The organism is Rhodospirillales bacterium (assembly GCA_028824295.1).
Lineage (GTDB): Bacteria > Pseudomonadota > Alphaproteobacteria > TMED109 > TMED109 > VXPW01.
Genome location: JAPPED010000027.1, coordinates 32185 through 51522 on the forward strand (window position 1 = coordinate 32185; position 19338 = coordinate 51522).

The following is a 19338-nucleotide window of genomic DNA, read 5'->3' on the forward strand; positions in this document are numbered from 1 at the left end:
GATCAGGTCTGGGCATCCATGCGACGCATGATGACCCACTGCTGGGCAATCGAGAGAAGATTGTTCCAGGCCCAGTAGAGGACGAGGCCGGCCGGAAACGGCGCGAAGATGAAGACGAAGACGAACGGCAGCGCCATCATGATCCTTGCCTGCATCGGATCCGGCGGTGTCGGGTTGAGCTTCTGCTGCAGGTACATGGTGGCCCCCATGATCAGCGGCAGCGCTCCCACCATGAGGAAGCCGGGCGGCGTGAACGGCAGGATCCCAAACAGGTTGAAGATCGTCGTCGGATCCTGCGCGGAAAGATCGCGGATCCAGAGATAGAACGGCTCGTGCCGTGTCTCCAGGGTGACGAAGAGCACCTTGTAGAGGGCGAAGAAGATCGGAATCTGCAGCAGGATCGGCAGGCACCCCGACAGCGGGTTCGCCTTCTCCCGCCGGTAGAGCTCCATGACCTCCTGCTGCATCTTCTGCTTGTCGTCCTTGTACCGGTCGCGAAGCTCCATCATCTTCGGCTGGACCTTCTTCATCCTGCTCATGGCCTTGTAGCTGCGGTTGGCCAGCGGGAAGAGTGCGATTCGCACGCAGACCGTCAGCGCCAGGATCGCGAGACCGACGTTGCCGAGCAGGCCAGAGAACCAGTGGAGCACGTAGAAGAGCGGCTTGGTAATCGGGTAGAACCAGCCAAAATCGACCGCCCGATCGAACAGCGGGATCTCGAGCGCATCCCGGTACCCATCGAGAAGATCGACCTCCTTTGCTCCGGCGAAGAAGTGGGTCGCGTAAGTGGCGGTCCCGCCGCCCGGTACCGCCATGGCCGGCCCGAGGAAATCCACCTGATAGCGCTCGCCGTCGTCGGGGCGGTCCGATGCCGAGAAGCGCGCCCGCACGTTGCTGGTCCGGTCGGGCATCAGCGCCGTCAGCCAGTACTTGTCGGTGATGCCGATCCATCCGCCGGTGCTCTCGAATACCTCCGGCGCTTCCCCGAGCAGGTCGTCGTAGTCGAACTCCTCCAGCGTCTCGTTGAAGACGCCGAGAGGTCCCTCATGGAGGATGTAGAAGCCGACCAGATCGGGCAGCTCCTCCCGCCGAACGAAACCGAACGGGTGGAGCGCGAGTTCCTCCGCCGTGGGGTTGGCCACCGAGAGCGTCACCCTGAACAGATAGTTCTCGTCCAGCTCCAAGGTCTGTCGGAACTCCACCCCGACTTCATTGGTCCAGCGAAATGTGACCGGTTCGCCGGCATCCAGACGCTTGCCGTCCTCCGCCACCCATATCGAAGCGGAATCCGGCACCCCCACGTCACCGCCGGCGGCGTTGACCCAGCCGAACTCCGCGAAGTACGGCATCGGTCCGCCGGCGGGCGAGAGCAGCACGATCTCATCGCTGCCCCCCACTTCCTGCATGTAGCCGAGCAGCGTCAGGTCATCCAGGCGAAGGCCCTGCAGCGCGATCGATCCGGAAACGCGCCCGCGGTCTCGGCCCGGGTTGATCGGGAAGCGAGCGGATTCCGCGAGCACCTCGGACCGGGCGGCGGGAACCGAGAGCATGGGCACCGGCACGGCGTCGGGCGCCGGGCGCCCGTCCTCGTCGGTCGCGGATGGCGGGGGTGGTGGCGGCGGTTCAGTGGGAAACAGCGCCTGGAACACGAACAGGACGGCGATCGACAGGACGATCGCGAGCAGCAGGTTCTTCTGGTCGGTCATGACCGGCCGGACTCGGTCTCGGGGACCGGATCGAAGCCGCCGTCGGCCCAGGGATGGCAACGAAGGATGCGCCGCACGGCCAGGACGGATCCGCGGACGGCGCCATGACGGCGCAATGCCTCAAGCGCGTAGCCCGAACAGGTCGGCGCGTAGCGACAGGAGGGCGCAAGTACCGGGGACACGAAGAGCCGATACGCCCCAATCAGCACACAGAGCGCCCGGACCGGAACACTCGCTTTGGTCACGATCGGTTCCTTCCCCTGGCGTGCACCCGCTCAAGCACGTGTATCAGGTCCTCGCGAAGCTCGTCCCATGGACGGTCACCGGTCTCCCGACGCGCGATGAGGACATAGTCGCGGCCAGGAACTGCGAACTGCGGAAGCATCAGGTCTGCCAGTGCCACCAAGCGGCGCCGTGCGCGGTTCCGCTTTACCGCGTTCCCCACCTTGCGACTCGCCGTGAACCCGACACGCACCACGGAGCCCAGACCGTTCGGTGCGCTCTGCAGCACCATGCCCGGCGCCACGCTGCTTCGGCCACGGCGACGCAGTCGCTGGAAATCCTTCCGATACCGAAGCCTCGGAAGCGGGCGCGCCACCCGGTCAGGCGGTCAGTTTCTTGCGGCCCCTGGCACGTCGGTTGGCAAGCACCCGGCGGCCAGCCTTGGTGGCCATGCGGGCGCGAAACCCGTGCCGTCTCTTGCGGACCAGCCGACTCGGTTGATACGTGCGTTTCATGAACTGTCTCCGGAGCTTCACCCGAGCCCGATCCGCCGTGGCACAACCGCATCTAGGGCGACGCAAGCCGTATAGAACGGCGCTCCCGTTCGAGTCAAACAGCCCGGCCTGAACGATCTCCCGCGAACAATAGCCGATCAGCCGCGATGCCGCCGATCGGTGCCAGGCGCACCTCAGGACCGGCCGTCGTCACGGCCGAAACTGCAGGGGGCGTGGAGCCAGCCGATCGGGATGCGACAGCACGCGCCACACTGTCTCCAGCCACTCGCAAACCAGCCACCGCGTATCCCGCGGATCGATCATCTCCTCGATCTGGAATTTCGACAGCGGCCCCACTGGACCGCGCACGCTCTCGATCCGGGCCATCAGCTCGTCACGGAACGCAACGGGATCCGCGGCTTCGGCCAGCTGGCGCTTGTAGGCCGCTTCGATCCCGCCCTCCGGGGGAATGCCGCCGACATCCGCCGCAGGCCAGGTCACACGCACGCACGGACGGACATTCGGCGTCGCATAGTTGTTGCCGGCAACGCCGAAGCTGCGCCGCATGATCACCGTGAACACCGGTACCGTGACTTGCGCGAACGCCACCATCCACTCGCCGCCGCGTCGGATGGCCCCCTTGATCTCGTGCTCGAGACCGACGGCAAACCCGGGATTGTCCACCAGGTTCAGGACCGGCAGGTGGAAGAGATCACAGAGGTCCAGATGGCGCCGCAGCTTGCTGCACCCGTCGGCCGTGAGCGCCCCGCCGTTGGCATGCTGGCTGTCCGAGCCGATCACCCCCATCGGATAGCCGTTGAAGCGCACGAAGCCGGTGACTTGGTCGGTTCCCCACAGCGGACCGATCTCAAAGAACGAACCCTTGTCAGCCAGCAATCCGATTGCATGCCGCAGATCGAATGTCGCCGTGCGCTTGCGGGGCACGATCGTGAAGAGTTCCTCCTCGCGGCGGTCGGGCGGGTCGCCAGGATCGGGGGCCTGGACCGGCGGCGCTTCGTACACGCTGGGCGGCAGGTAGGAGAGAAACCGTCGCGTCAGCGCCGCCGCTTCCTCCTCGGTCTCCGCCAGATTGTCGACGGAACCGTTGCGGCAATGGATGTGCCAGCCGCCCAGATCCTCCTTGGTGATGTCGTAGCCCATGGCGTGCCGCACGACCGGCGGTCCAGCGACGAACAATTGGGCGGTGTCTCGCGCCATCACGGAGAAATGGCCGAGCACAGCCTTCGCCGCGCCGATTCCCACCACACTGCCCAGCAGCATGTTGACCACAGGCACCGTCGCCAGCTGCTCCGTGTACATCGAGCTCCCGAGGTGGGCAGGCAGGTAGGAACCGCCCTCGCCCGCCACCCTCGGCTGGCCGGCCTGGATGGCGCCGCTGCTCTCCTTCGCGCTGCGTTCGCCGTGCCGCTGTTGCGCCGGCACCATGGCGGCGACGCTGCCGCCGCCGGAAGATCCGTCCAGCAGGCGAACCGACGGCACCCGCATCTCGAGTGCCAGTTTGTCGAGGTGATGGCTCTTGGCGGCGATGGCGCCGTCAGCATGACCGCCACGCGAGGTGAAGTCGTCGGCACACACCACGGCCGAGCGGCCCTCGATCTTGCCCCACCCGCCCACGTGGCTGGCAGGCGTGAAGGCCGCGACGGAGCCGTCGTCGCCGTACGACGCGAAACCGGCCACGCTCCCGATCTCCCGGAACGTGCCGTCGTCCAGGAGCAGATCGATCCGCTCGCGGCAGGTGAGCTTGCCCCGCGCCCGTTGCCGCAAGACCCCGGGATCCTCCGATCCCGGAGCCAGCCGGCGCAGCGCCAGGTCCCTCATCGCATCCACCTCGCGAAGCTGCGGCCCCCACGTATCGGCATCGTCGCCGCCGGACGAGACCGGGGCGGCATCGCCGGACGGCCTGATGACGGCGACGACCTCCCCGGAATCGACGCTGTCACCCGGCTGCAGCGGCTGCACCGCGACAACGATCCCGGCGCACGGAGCGCTCACCTGCGATTCCATCTTCATGGCGCTGACGATCAGGAGGGCCTCTCCGGCCGCCACCTGGGCACCTTCCTGGGCCCGCAGTTCGGTGACCGAGCCGGCCATCGAGCACATGACGGGCTGCTGGCCGGGCTCGATACCCAGGGGCGACGCTGCAGGTATCGGCCCGGAGGCTCGGCCATCGGCCATCGACAGGCCGGCCAGGGTCGCCTGCTGCCGCAGCAGGTCCAGGAGCCCGCCGCTCGCAGCCGAAGTCGGGGCAAGCAGTGCCGGCGTTTCCTCGAGCAGCGTCGTCCGGGCATCACCGGCGCGCACTGCCGGGTGGGCGAGAATCGCCTGCAGCTGCGCCAGATTGGTGGCCACGCCGCCGACATGAAACTCGTCGAGCGCCCGGCGAGTCCGGTCGACGGCGGACTGGAACGATGCTGCCTGGTCGCCCCCCGGCGACCGGCGGCCGGCCGCGCCGATGACCTTGGCCAGCAGCGGGTCGAACTGCGGGGGCGGCGCATAGCCCAGGTAGCCGCACGCGTCGACCCGGACGCCCGGCCCGGCCGGTTCCTTGTAGGCGTTGATGGCGCCGGTCCCCCTGGCCACGATGCGAGCCTGTACCGCGTGGCCGCGCGGCGGCCCAACTGCGGCCTGGCCGTCGAGGCCGAGCGATGCGAGGGACGCGCCCCCGGCGATCTCGAACTGGGCCTCCACCAGGTCCACGCCGGTGATCTGTTCCGTGACCGTGTGCTCCACCTGGAGGCGCGGATTGCACTCGATGAAGTAGTGGCGGCCGGTCTCGGGAGATACGAGGAACTCGACCGTGCCGGCATTCACGAATTCCGCCGCCCGGGCGAGCGTGACCGCGTCGGCGAACAGCCGGTCCCGCACCGCCTCGTCCAACCCCGGAGCCGGAGCGCATTCCACGACCTTCTGGTTGCGCAGCTGGACCGAACAGTCGCGCTCGTGCAGGTGGACCACCGAGCCATGGGAATCGGCGAGGATCTGCACCTCGATGTGGCGCGGCCGCTCGACGAGCTTCTCAAGGAACAGCGTGCCGTCACCGAAGGCGGCGGCCGCCTCACTCCGGCAGCGCTCGAATGCCTCGGCCATGTGCTCGGGCGCCTGCACGGCGCGCATGCCGCGCCCGCCCCCTCCCAGCGCGGCCTTCAGCACCACCGGATAGCCCAGGTCGGCCGCCAGCGACCGCGCTTCGTCCGCTGAGGCGGCCTCGGTGCTGGCTCCCGGCACGACGGGGATGCCGAGCGAATCGGCGAGGGCCCGCGCACGGATCTTGTCTCCAAACAACGCCAGCGCGGCCGGGGGCGGCCCGACAAAGGCCAGGCCTTCGCCGGCACAGGCGCGGGCGAAGGGCTCGTTTTCCGCCAGAAACCCGTAGCCCGGGTGGACGCAGTCGCAACCGGTTTCGCGGGCGATCTGCACGATCGCACCGGCATCCAGATACGCGCGCACCGGATCGGCCGCGTCGCTCCGGATCTCCCTGGCCTCCGACACCATGCGGGTGTGCAGCGACAGCGCGTCAGCCGGTGCGTAGATCCCGACGGTCTCGATTCCCAGCGTCGACGCCGCCTTGGCGATGCGAATGGCAATCTCGCCACGGTTGCTCACGAGCACCCGCTTGAACTGACTCATTGCGAACTCGCTGCATCGGGCAGCGTCCTTGACCTCGACCGGGCGTGCCACCATGTCATTGCCAAGAAACGACGTACACGGTCAGTTCAGGCAGAATGGGTGCACGCGCGAAGGTTAACGTAGACGAGATCGTCCGCTCGCCAGGCTCGTTCCACAACAGCACTTCCCGGCGCCGGCCGAGAACGTGCGCGGTCGATCGAACCCGTCCCGTTTGATAGCCTGCGTGCCGCCTTCCGTTCATCGCCCTGATCCCACACGCCGCCCCCGCATGCCGGTTCCTTCCGTTCTCCGTGCCGCCGCGGCGGCGCTGCTGGTGCTAAGCGCACTGCCGGTATCAGCCGGGTCCGCCCTTGCGGCGCCCAAGGCCGATGCCTGGCCCCGCTGGGAAGCGCACGTGGCCGGGTCTGAACGGGTCGTGAACCACGACCCGTGGGACGCGATCCTTGCCGAGGTCGTGCGCCTGGGTAACGACGGCGTTGCCCGCGTGGACTACCCGGCATTGACCGGGGACGCCCTGCGCAGCCGGCTGGACGGCTACATCGCCCAGCTCGCCAGCTTCCCGGTTTCCGAGCTGGACCGCGCCGAGCAGCAGGCATACTGGATCAATCTCTACAACGCCCTCACGCTGCAGGTCATGCGCGATCACTACCCGGTCGACAGCATCCTGGATGTCGACATCTCGCCGGGCCTGTTTTCCAACGGGCCCTGGGGTGCCGAGCTGATCGTGGTCGAGGACGAAGTCGTGACCCTGGACGACATCGAGCACCGGATCCTGCGGCCGCTGTGGGGGGACCCCCGAATTCACTATGCCGTCAACTGCGCGTCGATCGGCTGCCCGAATCTGCAGGGCCGAGCCTGGCGCGCCGCGACGCTCGACGCCGACCTCGAGGCCGCCGCCACGGCCTTCGTGAACCATGACAGGGGGTTCACCGTCGACGACGGCGACCTCGTGGTGTCCAGCATCTACGACTGGTTCATCGCCGATTTCGGCGGCAACGAAGAGAGCGTGCTCCGGCACCTCGCCCAGTACGCCAGTCCGGACCGGGAGGCCATCCTGCAGTCCGCCAGGCGAATCAGCGACCATCGGTACAACTGGGCGCTGAACGACCTGGCCGGCGCCTCGCCGTGAGCGGCGATCCAACCGTTCGCCGGGCGGGCATCAGGCGCTGGCTTCCGCTGGCGGCCATCGTCGCGCTCATCGTCGCGGCCTTCGCTTCCGGCGCCCATGAGTACGTGACGCTGACGGCACTGCGCGAGAACCGCGAGTGGCTCGAGGCACAGGTGGCGGCGAGTCTCGGGCTCGCCGCGGCGACGTTCATCGTCCTGTACGCGGCCGCCACGGCCGCCTCGCTGCCGACCGGCACGGTGCTGACGCTCACGGGCGGCTTCCTGTTCGGGCCGTGGATCGGTGCCCTCCTGACCGTGACCGGCGCCACGATCGGCGCGATCGGGATCTTCCTGGCCGCCAGCACGGCGCTGGGCGGCGCCCTGAAGGCGCGGCTCGAGAAGTCGGGTGGCGCGCTGGCGGCGATGGAGAAAGGGTTTCGGGAAGATGCCCTGTTCTATCTCTTGTTCCTCCGACTGACCCCGATCTTCCCGTTCTTCGTCGTCAATCTGGCGCCCGCGTTTCTCGGCGTGCGCCTGCCGCTCTACGCCTGGACCACGTTTGTCGGCATCTTTCCCGGCACCCTGGTGTACACATTCATCGGGGCCGGACTTGGCAAGGCCCTGGAAGGGACGGCGGAGCCGTCGCTGGAAAACCTGGTGTCGACGGAAATTCTACTCGGGCTCGGCGGCCTCGGCGCCATGTCGCTGCTGGCCGTGGTCGTCCGTCGGGTCATGCGCCGGCGCTCCGGTGGGGCGTGACGTCCGGGCCAGCGGCGGTCGAAGCCCGGAACCTCAGCAAGGAGTTTGACGGGCGCACGGTCGTTGACCGGATTTCGTTCGCCGTCCCGCGCGGCACCACCTTTGGCCTGCTCGGCGCCAACGGCGCCGGCAAGACCACGACGATCCTCATGCTCCTCGGGCTACTGCGTCCGGACCGCGGCGAAGCGCGGGTACTGGGCCACGACATGGAGCACGACCGCTTCCGGGCGCTCCAGCGCGCCAACTTCTCGTCGCCCTACGTCAGCCTGCCGCACCGGCTGACGGCCAGGCAGAACCTGACCGTGTACGGCCGGCTCTACGGCGTCGCCGACGTCCGCCGCCGCATCGAACACATCGCGCGGGAGCTCCGGATCGAGGATCTGCTCGATCGCCCGGTCGGCCAGATGAGCGCCGGCCAGAAGACGCGGGTCGGGATCGGCAAGGTCCTGCTGAACAATCCGGAGGTGCTGTTCCTCGACGAGCCGACTGCCTCGCTCTCGCCCGAATCGGCAACCTGGCTCCGGTCATTTCTCGGCCGCTACCGTGACAGCACCAGGGCCACGATCGTCCTCGCCTCGCACAACATGCCGGAAGTGGAGGCGATGTGCGACAGCGTCGCATTCCTCCAGCAGGGTCGTCTGCTGGAGCAGGGGGCGCCGCGCGAGCTGATTCGCCGACACGGCAAACAGACCCTCGAGCAGGTCTTCCTCGAGGTCGCGGAAGCGGCCAGTGACCAGCAGCGCGGCTCGGGAGTTGACGCGTGAAGGCCTCCCTCGGACGCATCGGCGCCATGATGACCCGGTACACCTACCTCTACCTGGTCTCGCCGATCCGCATTCTCGAGCTCGTCTACTGGCCGACGTTCAACATGCTGATCTGGGGGTTCATGCAGGAGTACCTGAACTCCGCAACGCATCCGGCGGTGTTCGCCGCCAGCTACCTGGTCGCGGCGGTCCTGCTATGGGACGTGCTGTTCCGCAGCCAGTTGGGCCTGACGCTGGGCTTCGTGGAGGAAATGTGGGCGCGCAATCTCGGCCACCTCGCGGTCAGCCCGCTGCGTCCCCTCGAGTTCGTCGGAGCCCTGATCGCCACCAGCCTGGTTCGAACGCTCGTCGGGGTCGGCGGCGCCGGGTTCCTGGCCACGCTGTTCTTCGGTTTCAATGCCCTCGAGCTCGGTGTTGGTCTGGCCCTGTTCTTTCTCAACCTGGTCATCATGGGGTGGGGCGTGGGACTGGTGGTCTGCGCCATCCTGCTCCGCTACGGCCTGGCGGCGGAAGCGCTCGCCTGGGGAGCACTGTTCGTGCTGCAGCCGCTGTGCGGGGTCTTCTATCCCGTGAGCATCCTGCCCGACTGGCTGGAGCCGATCGCGCGGGCCCTGCCGGCAACCCACGTCTTCGAAGGCATGCGGACCGTCGTCCAGGACGGCCGGCTGGACACCGGCCTCCTCGCGCAGGCATTCCTGCTCAACATCCCGTACGCTCTCGCCGGACTTGCTGCCTTCCTCGGGTCCTATGCTGTGGCCCGCCGCCGGGGCCTTCTCATGAGCACGGGTGAATGACCGAGACCACGACCTTCTGGTGGGTGCGCCATGCTCCCGTAACCGGTTTCGACGGCCGCCGGTACGGGGCGCTCGACGTCGACTGCGACGTCTCCGACACCGCCGCGTTCCAGGCCCTCGCCGGCCTGCTCCCGGCTCGCGGCGTCCTCGTCACCAGTGCGCTGCGCAGAGCGAAGCGAACCGCCTCGGCGTTGGAGGACGCAGGCTTTCGGGCCGTCGAGCGGCTTGAGGATGCCGCTCTCGGGGAACAGAGCTTCGGCGACTGGCAGGGCCAGCCCACCGATGCCGTCGCCCGCGCGGCAGCGGCCGCCGGCGCCGCTCACCACCACTGGATCGTGGATCCCGAGTTCACGCCGCCGGGCGGCGAGAGCTTCCGGGCGCTCGAAGCGCGCGTGATGCACGCGGTGCGCGGACTGCTCGCCCGCTACCGCGGCCAGTCCTTGGTGGTGGTATCCCACGGCGGCCCGATCCGCGCTGCCTGCATGCACGGCGAGGGCTGGAGCCTTGAGCGGGCGCTCGCCCTGACCATCCGCAATCTCTCGGTAACCCGGATCGACGGCCTACGAGAAGCAAATGACCGAGCAGTCTGGCAGGTCCGCTGGACCGGCCGGCTCGGGACGGACCATGGCCAAGTCGCCTGACACCCGACAGAGCCTGTCGATGCGGCGCCGCACCGCCGTGGCGGCCCTCGTCGGGACCCTGGGCGTGCTTGGAGCTGCCGCAGCCCTGCTGCTGGCCGATCGCGACCGACACGCGCCCGATCGAACGGCAACATCGGGAACTGCCGCCATCGGCGGGTCGTTTGCCCTGACTGCCGCCGACGGGAGCACGGTGACCGACCGGGACTTTCTTGGCCGTCCATTCCTGATCTTCTTCGGCTTCGCCACGTGCCCCGACGTGTGTCCGACGACACTGGCCACGGTTGGAACGGCGCTCGAGGCGCTGGCGGAGGACGAACAGATCGACGCGCTGTTCGTGACCCTCGATCCCGAACGCGACACGCCGGAAACTGCTCAGCACTATGCGGAAGCCTTTCATCCAGGCATCACCGGGCTCGGCGGCACGCAGGCACAGATCGACACCGCGACCAGCGCGTACCGCGTCTACGCGGCTCGGGTCCCGCTGGAGGACTCCGCACTGGGTTACACGATTGACCATTCAGCGTTCGTCTACCTGATGGGCGCCGACGGCACCTACCGCCAGCACTTCTCGCCGGTTTCCGCCGCGTCCGAGATCACGCAGGCCGTACGAGCGGAGCTGGAATCGTGATCGCCCCGGTCCGCGTGCTGCCCGACTGGCGCGCGGTCGCCGGCCCGCAGGTCCAGTGCCGCCCCGGAAGCGGATCGCATTCGGCCGCCGGGAAGCAAGCCGCATGGCTCACGCCGGACCCCGATCCGTCATGACCAGGCCTTCGTGGCGACAGCTGTTGCCGGTGGGACTGGCCATCGTCGCCGCGGCAGGGGCTGCCCGGGCGCAGAACGCCGCGCCGGACGGGCTGTCTCATCCCACCGTGTACGAAGCGCAGTCGTTCGGGATATACCTCCGGGACTTCTGGGTCCGCTTGCCCGTTGCCGGGGCCCGCACCACGGCAGCCTACTTCATCCTCGAAAACCGCTCGGATTCCGCCATCCGGCTTGCCGGCGTCGCGTCACCGGTGGCCGGGGCCACGGAACTCCACGAGGTCATCGCCGACGCCGACGGGGTGATGCGGATGCGCCCGCTCACCACCGGCATCCCCGTGCCGCCGGGTGGCACGGAAGAACTCAGGCCGGGCGGACGACATGTCATGCTGATCGGGCTCCGCGATGTCCTCACCCCCGATTCGGTCGTGCCGTTATCGCTGCGGTTTGCCGACGGACTGACCGTCGACGTGAAGGCGGCGGTCCTGCCGCCCGAGGGTCGCGCCACGCCAGAGGAACGGGGCGGCACCCGCCAGCACCACGACGCAACCCACGAGGAGCACCAGGAATGAAGGCTACTGCGTCCGCAAGGGACGATGCGCCCGACCACATCAAGCCGGCCGCCCCGTTGCCGCCGGCTGACCCGGAAACTGGACGCATCACGCGGGCGCGGGGCGGTCGGGTCTTCCTGATCGGAATCGACCGCCCCACCAAGCTGAACGGTTTTACGCCGGAAATGTGCCGGGAGCTCGCGCACGCCTACACGGAGTTCGAGAACGACTCCGAGGCACGCTGCGCGCTGTTGTTTTCGCACGGCCCGCACCTGACCGCGGGTCTTGACCTGCCGCGCATGCAGAAGGTGATCCGTGAGCCGCGTGCGTTCTCGCCCGAAGGCTGCGTCGACCCGTTCGATTTTCTCGATCCCCGCCGTACCAAGCCGGTGGTCACGGCGATGGAGGGATACACGTTCACGATCGGACTTGAACTCATGCTTGCCGGCGACATCGGCGTCGCCGCCGCCGATTGCCGCTTCTCGCAACTCGAGGTCAAGCGGGGCATCATGGCCACGGGCGGTGCCACGCTCCGCATGGTCCAGCGAGCAGGCTGGGGCAACGCGATGCTGTTCCTGCTCACCGGCTGCGAGTTCGACGCCGAAACCGCGCTTCGGTGCGGCCTGGTACAGGAGGTCACGCCGCCGGGCCGGGCCTACGCGCGAGCGCGGACGATCGCGGAAGCGATTGCGGATGCGGCACCGCTTGCAGTCGAGGCGACGCGCGCCAATGCCCGCAAGGCCCTGCATGAAGGTTGGGATCAGGCGATCGCGGATCTCCGGCCACAACAGCACACGCTTCTCCAATCCAGTGATGCCGCCGAAGGTGTCCGATCCTTCCAGGAAAAACGTCCAGCGAGGTTTACCGGCTCATGACCAGTTCTCTCTTCAATCTTGACGGCAAGGTCGCCGTCGTCACGGGATCCAGCCGGGGCATCGGCCGGGCCATCGCCGAGCGCCTCGCCGAAGCGGGTGCATCCGTGGTGGTGTCGTCACGCAAGCCCGAAGCCTGCGAACCGGTCGCGGCCGCCATTCGGGAGGCGGGCGGAACGGCGCACGTCCAGGTCTGCAACATCTCGGACCGCAGCCAGTGCCAGGCACTGATTCAGTCCGCTCACGACACCTACGGCGGCCTCGACATCCTGGTCTGCAACGCCGCGTCGAATCCGTACTACGGGCCGCTGCTGGATATCCCGGACGCGGCCTACGAAAAGATCATGGGGAACAACGTCCGCTCCAACCTTTGGCTGGCCCAGGCCGCGATGCCGGGAATGGCCGAGTCCGGCGGCGGCTCCGTGATCGTGATCTCGTCGATCGCCGGATTGCAGGGGGTGAACAACCTCGGCGCCTACGCGATCTCCAAATCAGCGGACCTCGGCCTGATCCGCAGCCTCGCCATGGAAGGCGGCCCGAACAACATTCGGGTCAACGCGCTGTGTCCGGGCATCATCAAGACCGACTTTGCCCGCGCGCTCTGGGAGAATCCCGACATCCTGCGGGACGTGGAATCGACGGCGCCGCTGGGCCGGATCGGGGTGCCCGACGAGGTTGCCGGGGTCGCGGTGATGCTGGCGGCACCGGCCGGCGCCTTCATCACGGGCCAGCACATTGCCATGGACGGCGGGGTCACGATGGCGGGACGCGGCTGAGCGCCGGTCAGCTTCCTACCCTGGTCCGGCGCGCCGTTACCCGTCGCCAATCTGCATGCGCCGGTGGCGGGACGGCGGCCAGGAACGACGCACCGCGGAACACGATCCACCTTACGGTTGATCGCGAAGTTCCGCGGCCATTGCTCGGACACTGAGTGCTTCCAGTGCCTCGGATAGGGGATAGCGGTCGTCGCCGGCGTGAACGACAAAGGCCCGCTCGGCGCGGACATCTGCGCAGGCTTGGTAGAAACCGCGGCGGATCCTGGCTGCCGGCGAGCGTTTGACCTCGATCGCCCAGCGGCTGCCGTCGGCGTGCTCGATCACGAGGTCGATCTCCGCTCCGGCACTGGTTCGGTAGAAGAACGGTGTGGCGCGTGGAGGGAGCGTGGACACCAGGGTCTCGATGACGTGGCCTTCCCAACTCGCTCCGATGACCGGGTGACCGGCGAGTTGGTCGAGCGACGTGATGCCGAGCAAGGCATGCAACAAACCACTGTCTCGCACATAAACCTTTGGTGATTTCGCCAGGCGTTTGCCGACGTTCGCTCGAAGCGGCAGTAACCGGCGGACCAGCAGGAGATCCGTCAGAAGGTCGATGTAGCGGTTCACCGACTGCGTGCTTATTTCAAGGGCCCGGCCGAGAGCCGAGGCGTTCAGCATGGTTCCCTGTCGGTGTGCAAGCATGGTCCATAGCCGCTCAAGGGTGGTGGCCGGGACCCGCGGGCCAAACAAGGCGACGTCACGCTCAAGGTACGTCCGGATAAAGTCCCACCGCAGCGCCATGCTGTGCTGGTCGCTCTCCGCTAGGTAGCTGTCAGGAAAGCCACCACGCAGCCACAACCGTTCACGTGATGACTGCGCGTCGACCACTTCCAGGGCAGAGAGCGGCACCATGTCAACGTACGCGATGCGCCCGGCCAGGGTTTCGCCCGATTGACGCAGCATGTCGATCGAAGCCGACCCCAGGATCAGGAAACACCCCTTGCCCTTTCCCCGCCGGCGTCCGCTATCGATGACACCCCGAAGCGTCTCGAAGAGCCCCGGCATCCGATGGATTTCGTCAAGAATGACGAGCCGATCCTCGACGTGGCTGAAATACAGCTTTGGTTCGGCCAGCCGACCGCGATCATCGCGGTCTTCCAAGTCGAGGTAGATCGCGTTGCGCGACTGCCCAATCTCGAGTGCCAGCGTCGTCTTCCCGACCTGTCTGGGTCCAATCAGGGCCACCGCCGCCTGACGATCGAGAGCGGCTTCCACTGCAGTCTGAACGATTCTGGGAATCACCCTTGCAATTTATCCACGTTATGGAATATTTACAAGGTAGCTGTCCGTGCATTGGCGGGTGTCCCGTGCCCGCCGTGGGAGTATTCGCTGTTCCTGCCGACCGTGCCGGCCGGTCTCAAGGCCGGTAAGCTGGTGCTTGCGCGGCGTCCTCAGCAGATCGGGCGTTCAATTCTTGCATTCGTGTGAGTTTGAGCACCAGTTTTTTCGTTGGGGCAGGTAGACGAGGTGCCGGTCAAACCGCATTCGCGTGCGTCCGCGAGGCGTCTCAGCCGAACCGTCAGCCCGTGTAGGACTTGTCCAAGTCAGTGCAGCACCAATTTGACTCCCGCGGATACTGGATTGCATTCCGGAGAGGTGAGCACGATTTTTTCTTAGCGGATCCTGGATTGGCTGGCTTCCTTGGGGGGGATCGGGAGATCGTGGATACCCATGGACCAAGGCTGATCACCGGAGTCGGTCCGCCAGGCGCGCAAGGGTTGCTCATCTGCGGTGCGCATGGCGGCCCGCTTGTGTGGTGCCGACGGGCCGGTCTTTCACCCGCCGGCACCGGCGGAACCTCAGCAGACCTCGAACAGTCCTGCGGCTCCCATGCCGCCGCCGATGCACATGGTGCACACCACGTGTTTCGCACCGCGGCGACGGCCCTCGATCAAGGCGTGCCCGACCAGCCTTGAACCGGACATGCCGTAGGGGTGCCCGATCGAGATCGCCCCGCCGTCGACGTTGTACTTCTCGGGATCAATCCCGAGTTCCTCGCGGCAGTACAGCGCCTGTACGGCAAAGGCTTCGTTGAGCTCCCAGAGGTCGATGTCGTCGATGCTGAGACCGTGTCGCTGAAGCAGGCGGGGAACCGCCCGGACCGGCCCGATTCCCATCTCGTCCGGTTCGAGGCCGGACACTGCAAGTCCCCGGAAAATGCCGAGCGGCTCGACACCCCGTTTCTCCGCTTCTGCAGAGTCCATGACCACGCACGCCGACGCGCCGTCCGACAGCTGGCTGGCGTTGCCGGCGGTGATGCACTTGTCCGGTCCCATCACCGGGTCGAGCCCGGCCAGGCCCTCGGCCGTGGTGGACGGGCGGTTGCCTTCGTCGCGCTCAAGGGTCACCGCAACTTCCGAGATCTCCCCGGTCTCCCTGTCCTGGACCAGCTTGACCGAAGGAAGCGGGACGATCTCGTCATCGAGACGACCCGCCTGCTGCGCGGCCGCCGTCCGCATCTGCGACGACAGCGCGTACTCGTCCTGGCTCTCGCGGCTGACGCCGTAGCGGTCAGCCACGACCTCCGCCGTCTGGATCATGCTGAAATACAGTTCGGGCTTGTGCTCGTTGATCCAGGTGTCCTGCGCCCGAAAGTCGTTGGCGTGCTCGTTCTGCACCAAGCTGATCGATTCGAGCCCGCCCGCGACCATGATGGGGACGCGGTCGACCAGCACCCGCTGCGCCGCCATCGCGATGGCCTGCATCCCGGACGAGCAGAACCGGTTGACCGTGGCTCCCGCCACCTCCACCGGAAGACCGCCGCGGATGGCGCACTGTCGAGCGATATTGCCGCCGGTCGCTCCTTCGGGCATGGCGCAGCCCATGAGGACATCCTCGACCTCACCGGGCTCCACGCCGGCGCGATCCACCGAGTGGCGGATGGCGTGCCCGCCGAGCTCGGCCCCGTGCGTGTTGTTGAAGGCGCCCCGGTAGGCCTTGCCGATCGGGGTGCGCGCCGTCGAGGCGATAACAGCTTCAGGCATGAAAAGATTCTCCTTCGGGGGCGGAAACCGTCCGCCTAGTTCGCGTCCTTGAATGATCCGCCGTCGCGCGCCAGGCGCTCGAGCAGCGGCGATTCCGGCCAGAGTGCCGGTTCGTCCTTGCGGAATTCGGCGATCGAGCTGGCGATCGAGGCCAGTCCCTGGCGTTCCGCGTGGTACATCGGACCGCCGCGCCAGGCGGGGTAGCCGTAACCGTTCACGTAGATCACGTCGATGTCGGAGGCACGCTGCGCGAAACCCTCTTCGAGGATTCGCGACCCCTCATTGACCAGCGCGCCGTGCAGGCGGGCCAGCACTTCCTCGTCATCGAACGTCCGACGGTTCACCTTCTGCTCGCGGCTTACCCGGAGGATGATCTCCTCGACCTCGGGGTCCGGGCTGCCTCTGCGGCTGCCCTCCTCGTACAGGTACCACCCCTTGCCGACTTTCTGGCCGTACCTTCCCTGCTCACACAGGGCATCGGCGACGGCGCCGGTGTAGCCACCGCCTTTGTACAAGCCCTCGGCGATGTGGCGTTTACGGATGTACCAGCCGACGTCATTTCCGGCGAGGTCGCTCACGGCCAGCGGCCCCATCGCCCAGCCGAACGCATAGGCCGCCCGGTCCACCTGCTCGGGGAGGGCGCCGCGTTCGACCAGGAACTGGGCCTGCCGGATGTACTCGTGAAACATCCGGTTGCCCACGAACCCGTCGCAGTTGCCGACCAGCACGCCCACCTTCCGGATGGTGCGTGCCAGAGCCATGGCGCTCGCGATGACCTCGGCCGACGTCTTGGAGCCGCGGACGATCTCCAGCAGCCGCATGACGTTGGCCGGGCTGAAGAAATGGGTCCCGATCACCTCTTCAGGCCGCCGGGTGGTAGCCGCAATCGCATCGATGTCGAGCGTCGAGGTGTTGCTCGCGAGAATCGCCCCTTCCCGCATCACCTTGTCAAGCGCCGTGAAGACCTTCTGCTTGACCGGCATGTCCTCGAACACCGCCTCGATCACGATGTCGGCTTCGGCGAGCGCGTCCATGTCGCTGACGCCCTGAATCAATTCCATGCGTGCGTCGAGCGCCGCCTGCGGCATCCGGCCCCGGTCCACGGCTCGCTGGTAGTTGCCGCGCACGACACCGAGCCCGCGCTCAAGCGATGCCTGGTCCGTATCCATGATGCAAACCGGGATCCCGACGTTCGCGAAGTTCATGGCAATTCCGCCGCCCATGGTGCCTGCGCCGATGACCGCGGCACTCTTGATGGGCCGGGTGGCAGTCGTCTTGGGGACGTCATCAATCTTGTTGGCGGCACGCTCGGAGAAAAACGCGTGGATAAGCGCCGGGGACTCCTCGGAATCGTGGCACTCCACGAACAGGCGCCGTTCGTTGGTAATCCCCTCGTCGAACGGCAGGGTGACCGATCCCCGCACGGCTTCGACACAGCGAAGCGGCCCTTCTCGCCCGCGGGCGACCCGGGCCAGTTTTTCCTTGGCCTTGTCGAAGATCGCTTCGTCGACGCCCTGCACCCTTTCGTCACGCTCGCGAGTCGCTCCTGCCGTTGCCTGGCCGTCGAGCACCCGTTCCGCGTAGGCGATTGCCGCCGCGACGTGATCGCCCTCGGCGATCTCGTCGACGAGGCCGAGCTCCAGTGCCAGCGGTGCCGGAATGGGGTCTCCCGACGTGATCATCTCCAGCGCCCGCTCGACGCCGATCAAACGCGGGAGCCGTTGCGTACCGCCCGCCCCGGGCAGCAGGCCGAGCTTCACTTCCGGCAGCCCGAGGCGCGTCTTGGGATGCGCGACACGAGCCTGGCATCCCATGGCGACCTCCAGGCCGCCGCCGAGCGGGGTCCCGTGTACCGCAGCAATCGTGGGTTTTTCGGATGACTCGTAGCCGTCGATGACCTTCCCGAGGCCGGGTTCCCGCATGGGCTTGCCGAACTCGTTGATGTCGGCACCCGCCATGAACGTGCGACCGCCGCCCGTGAGAACGATGGCTTCGACCGCGGGGTCGGCCATCGATTCGTTGAAGCAGCGAAGCATGCCTTCGCGCACGGGTTGCGCGAGCGCGTTGACGGGGGGATTGTTGACGGTGATCACGCTGACGCGTCCCCGCCGCTCCCAAGTTACCGGACTGGCCATTGAAAATCCTCTCCCCCTCGAACAGCGGGATTACAGTCTGCGAACCATAGGGCGAGGCGGCAGTATAATCGTCCGAAGTCGAAATACAGGCGGCTCCAACCATGCAGTTTCTTGTGTTTGCGGTGCTGGTTGCCGCGATTGCGGCGCCCGCGGCAGCGGAAGGACCGTTCGGCCTTCCAGCCGGATATAGCTGGGGGGACGCACCGGAACCGGGTGCCGTGGCTGCGGTGGCCGAGCGGCAGGGAGCCGAGGTCAGAATCCTTCTTGATCTCGACACCGCCCCGCTCTCCGATGCACGCTCGTTCACAGCCGTGTACTGCGACGGGCACGGCCTCCAGCAGATCCGCACGGCGACCACCCGTTACCACCGCGGCGACGTGCTGCGGCGCTTTCGCCGGCTTCTCGCGATCCTGGAAAACGAGTTCGGACCGCCGAGTCACGGTCGGCCGGAGGTCGGAACCGCCTACTGGGAGCAAGACGTCGCGCTGGAGACGTGGCCGGTGTCCAAGACCAAGTTCATGGTGGTGCTGATCCGGAACGGCCCCGCCGTCGGGCAATGTGCAGCCGAGGATTCCGTCTGATCCGGCCGGTAGCGTGAGCGCCGGCCACCGGCAAGCCGTAGCCTTTTTGCCGGCTATGCTGCCGGGGATCGGCCCCGTAGCTCAGTCGGATAGAGCAACGGATTCCTAATCCGTAGGTCGCAGGTTCGAATCCTGCCGGGGTCGCCATCCTATCTAGCTGATTCTAAATACACAGTTGGATCACTCGCACGTATCTGGGGGACCTTATCGGCGAGGCTGGCAAACTATTGGCAAACAAATGGCAGAGAATTTCCGACCACGATCGGCGACGTGGGCGGCAGCGGTGTGTGTTCGGTCGGTCGTCGGGTGGAAATCACGGTGGATGAAGATCAGCACCCTGAACGAGCCAGGTTGGTCCACACCGTCGTGGCCACGAGCGCCGAACGCGCGACCGCCCCAGCGGGATCGGTCCCCGTCACCGTCATCACCGTCTCGAAACTGGCGGGCAGCGCCTGCGTGACCCGGCGCAGCTTGCACACCGGCCGGATCTGGAGAACCGCACC

At 67.1% G+C, this 19338-nt stretch carries 19 protein-coding genes and 1 tRNA gene; 11 read left to right on the forward strand and 9 right to left on the reverse strand.

Annotated elements, in window-relative coordinates:
- Positions 1 to 2: 2 nt before the first annotated feature.
- From yidC to OXH60_11350, 5 genes are all read right to left on the reverse strand, one after another.
- Positions 3 to 1706 (reverse strand): membrane protein insertase YidC, encoded by a 1704-nt coding sequence (gene yidC / locus OXH60_11330; GenBank protein ID MDE0712711.1) that lies wholly within the window; start codon positions 1704 to 1706, stop codon positions 3 to 5.
- Positions 1703 to 1951: a membrane protein insertion efficiency factor YidD gene (gene yidD / locus OXH60_11335; protein MDE0712712.1), complete on the reverse strand. Its 249-nt coding sequence runs from the start codon at positions 1949 to 1951 to the stop codon at positions 1703 to 1705. The genes yidC and yidD overlap by 4 nt, the downstream gene beginning before the upstream one ends.
- The gene (rnpA, locus tag OXH60_11340) at positions 1948 to 2304 is read right to left on the reverse strand and encodes a ribonuclease P protein component (GenBank protein ID MDE0712713.1); all 357 of its coding nucleotides are present in this window, start codon (positions 2302 to 2304) and stop codon (positions 1948 to 1950) included. Before rnpA ends, yidD begins: the two co-directional genes overlap by 4 nt.
- Before the next feature lie 4 nt (positions 2305 to 2308).
- Positions 2309 to 2443, reverse strand: a complete 135-nt coding sequence (gene rpmH / locus OXH60_11345) for a 50S ribosomal protein L34 (GenBank protein MDE0712714.1) — start codon at positions 2441 to 2443, stop codon at positions 2309 to 2311.
- A gap of 189 nt (positions 2444 to 2632) precedes the next feature.
- Positions 2633 to 6124: an ATP-grasp domain-containing protein gene (locus OXH60_11350; GenBank protein ID MDE0712715.1), complete on the reverse strand. Its 3492-nt coding sequence runs from the start codon at positions 6122 to 6124 to the stop codon at positions 2633 to 2635.
- Between the two features lie 214 nt (positions 6125 to 6338).
- Between OXH60_11350 and OXH60_11355 the strand changes: the two genes are divergently transcribed.
- The 9 genes from OXH60_11355 to OXH60_11395 all read left to right on the forward strand — a co-directional run bounded on the left by OXH60_11355 (position 6339) and on the right by OXH60_11395 (position 13093).
- Positions 6339 to 7199 carry a DUF547 domain-containing protein gene (locus tag OXH60_11355; GenBank protein ID MDE0712716.1) on the forward strand — a complete coding sequence of 287 codons (861 nt, stop codon included), beginning with the start codon at positions 6339 to 6341 and terminating at the stop codon, positions 7197 to 7199.
- A complete protein-coding gene (locus tag OXH60_11360; protein ID MDE0712717.1) occupies positions 7196 to 7936 on the forward strand; it encodes a TVP38/TMEM64 family protein in 741 nt (246 codons plus the stop codon). The genes OXH60_11355 and OXH60_11360 overlap by 4 nt, the downstream gene beginning before the upstream one ends.
- Positions 7933 to 8700 carry an ABC transporter ATP-binding protein gene (locus tag OXH60_11365; protein MDE0712718.1) on the forward strand — a complete coding sequence of 256 codons (768 nt, stop codon included), beginning with the start codon at positions 7933 to 7935 and terminating at the stop codon, positions 8698 to 8700. Before OXH60_11360 ends, OXH60_11365 begins: the two co-directional genes overlap by 4 nt.
- Positions 8697 to 9494, forward strand: coding sequence for an ABC transporter permease (locus tag OXH60_11370; GenBank protein MDE0712719.1), 798 nt, complete (start codon positions 8697 to 8699; stop codon positions 9492 to 9494). Before OXH60_11365 ends, OXH60_11370 begins: the two co-directional genes overlap by 4 nt.
- On the forward strand, positions 9491 to 10135 hold the full coding sequence (locus OXH60_11375; GenBank protein ID MDE0712720.1) for a histidine phosphatase family protein: 645 nt from the start codon (positions 9491 to 9493) through the stop codon (positions 10133 to 10135). Before OXH60_11370 ends, OXH60_11375 begins: the two co-directional genes overlap by 4 nt.
- Positions 10119 to 10763, forward strand: a complete 645-nt coding sequence (locus tag OXH60_11380) for an SCO family protein (protein MDE0712721.1) — start codon at positions 10119 to 10121, stop codon at positions 10761 to 10763. The genes OXH60_11375 and OXH60_11380 overlap by 17 nt, the downstream gene beginning before the upstream one ends.
- Before the next feature lie 130 nt (positions 10764 to 10893).
- Positions 10894 to 11466: a copper chaperone PCu(A)C gene (locus OXH60_11385; protein MDE0712722.1), complete on the forward strand. Its 573-nt coding sequence runs from the start codon at positions 10894 to 10896 to the stop codon at positions 11464 to 11466.
- Positions 11463 to 12320 carry a crotonase/enoyl-CoA hydratase family protein gene (locus tag OXH60_11390; protein MDE0712723.1) on the forward strand — a complete coding sequence of 286 codons (858 nt, stop codon included), beginning with the start codon at positions 11463 to 11465 and terminating at the stop codon, positions 12318 to 12320. The genes OXH60_11385 and OXH60_11390 overlap by 4 nt, the downstream gene beginning before the upstream one ends.
- On the forward strand, positions 12317 to 13093 hold the full coding sequence (locus tag OXH60_11395; protein MDE0712724.1) for a glucose 1-dehydrogenase: 777 nt from the start codon (positions 12317 to 12319) through the stop codon (positions 13091 to 13093). Before OXH60_11390 ends, OXH60_11395 begins: the two co-directional genes overlap by 4 nt.
- A 111-nt stretch (positions 13094 to 13204) precedes the next feature.
- On the opposite strand, the gene OXH60_11400 is transcribed toward OXH60_11395, so the two are convergent.
- The 3 genes from OXH60_11400 to OXH60_11410 form a co-directional block, all read right to left on the reverse strand.
- Positions 13205 to 14377, reverse strand: coding sequence for an ATP-binding protein (locus OXH60_11400; protein MDE0712725.1), 1173 nt, complete (start codon positions 14375 to 14377; stop codon positions 13205 to 13207).
- 557 nt (positions 14378 to 14934) lie between these two features.
- Positions 14935 to 16119, reverse strand: a complete 1185-nt coding sequence (locus OXH60_11405; protein ID MDE0712726.1) for an acetyl-CoA C-acyltransferase — start codon at positions 16117 to 16119, stop codon at positions 14935 to 14937.
- A 35-nt stretch (positions 16120 to 16154) separates the two neighbouring features.
- Positions 16155 to 18254 (reverse strand): 3-hydroxyacyl-CoA dehydrogenase NAD-binding domain-containing protein, encoded by a 2100-nt coding sequence (locus OXH60_11410; GenBank protein ID MDE0712727.1) that lies wholly within the window; start codon positions 18252 to 18254, stop codon positions 16155 to 16157.
- Between the two features lie 101 nt (positions 18255 to 18355).
- On the opposite strand from OXH60_11410, the gene OXH60_11415 reads away from it, so the two are divergent.
- The gene (locus OXH60_11415) at positions 18356 to 18835 is read left to right on the forward strand and encodes a hypothetical protein (GenBank protein MDE0712728.1); all 480 of its coding nucleotides are present in this window, start codon (positions 18356 to 18358) and stop codon (positions 18833 to 18835) included.
- A 70-nt stretch (positions 18836 to 18905) separates the two neighbouring features.
- Positions 18906 to 18982, forward strand: a tRNA-Arg gene (locus tag OXH60_11420).
- A gap of 182 nt (positions 18983 to 19164) precedes the next feature.
- On the opposite strand, the gene OXH60_11425 is transcribed toward OXH60_11420, so the two are convergent.
- Positions 19165 to 19314, reverse strand: a complete 150-nt coding sequence (locus OXH60_11425) for a hypothetical protein (protein MDE0712729.1) — start codon at positions 19312 to 19314, stop codon at positions 19165 to 19167.
- Positions 19315 to 19338: the final 24 nt, after the last annotated feature.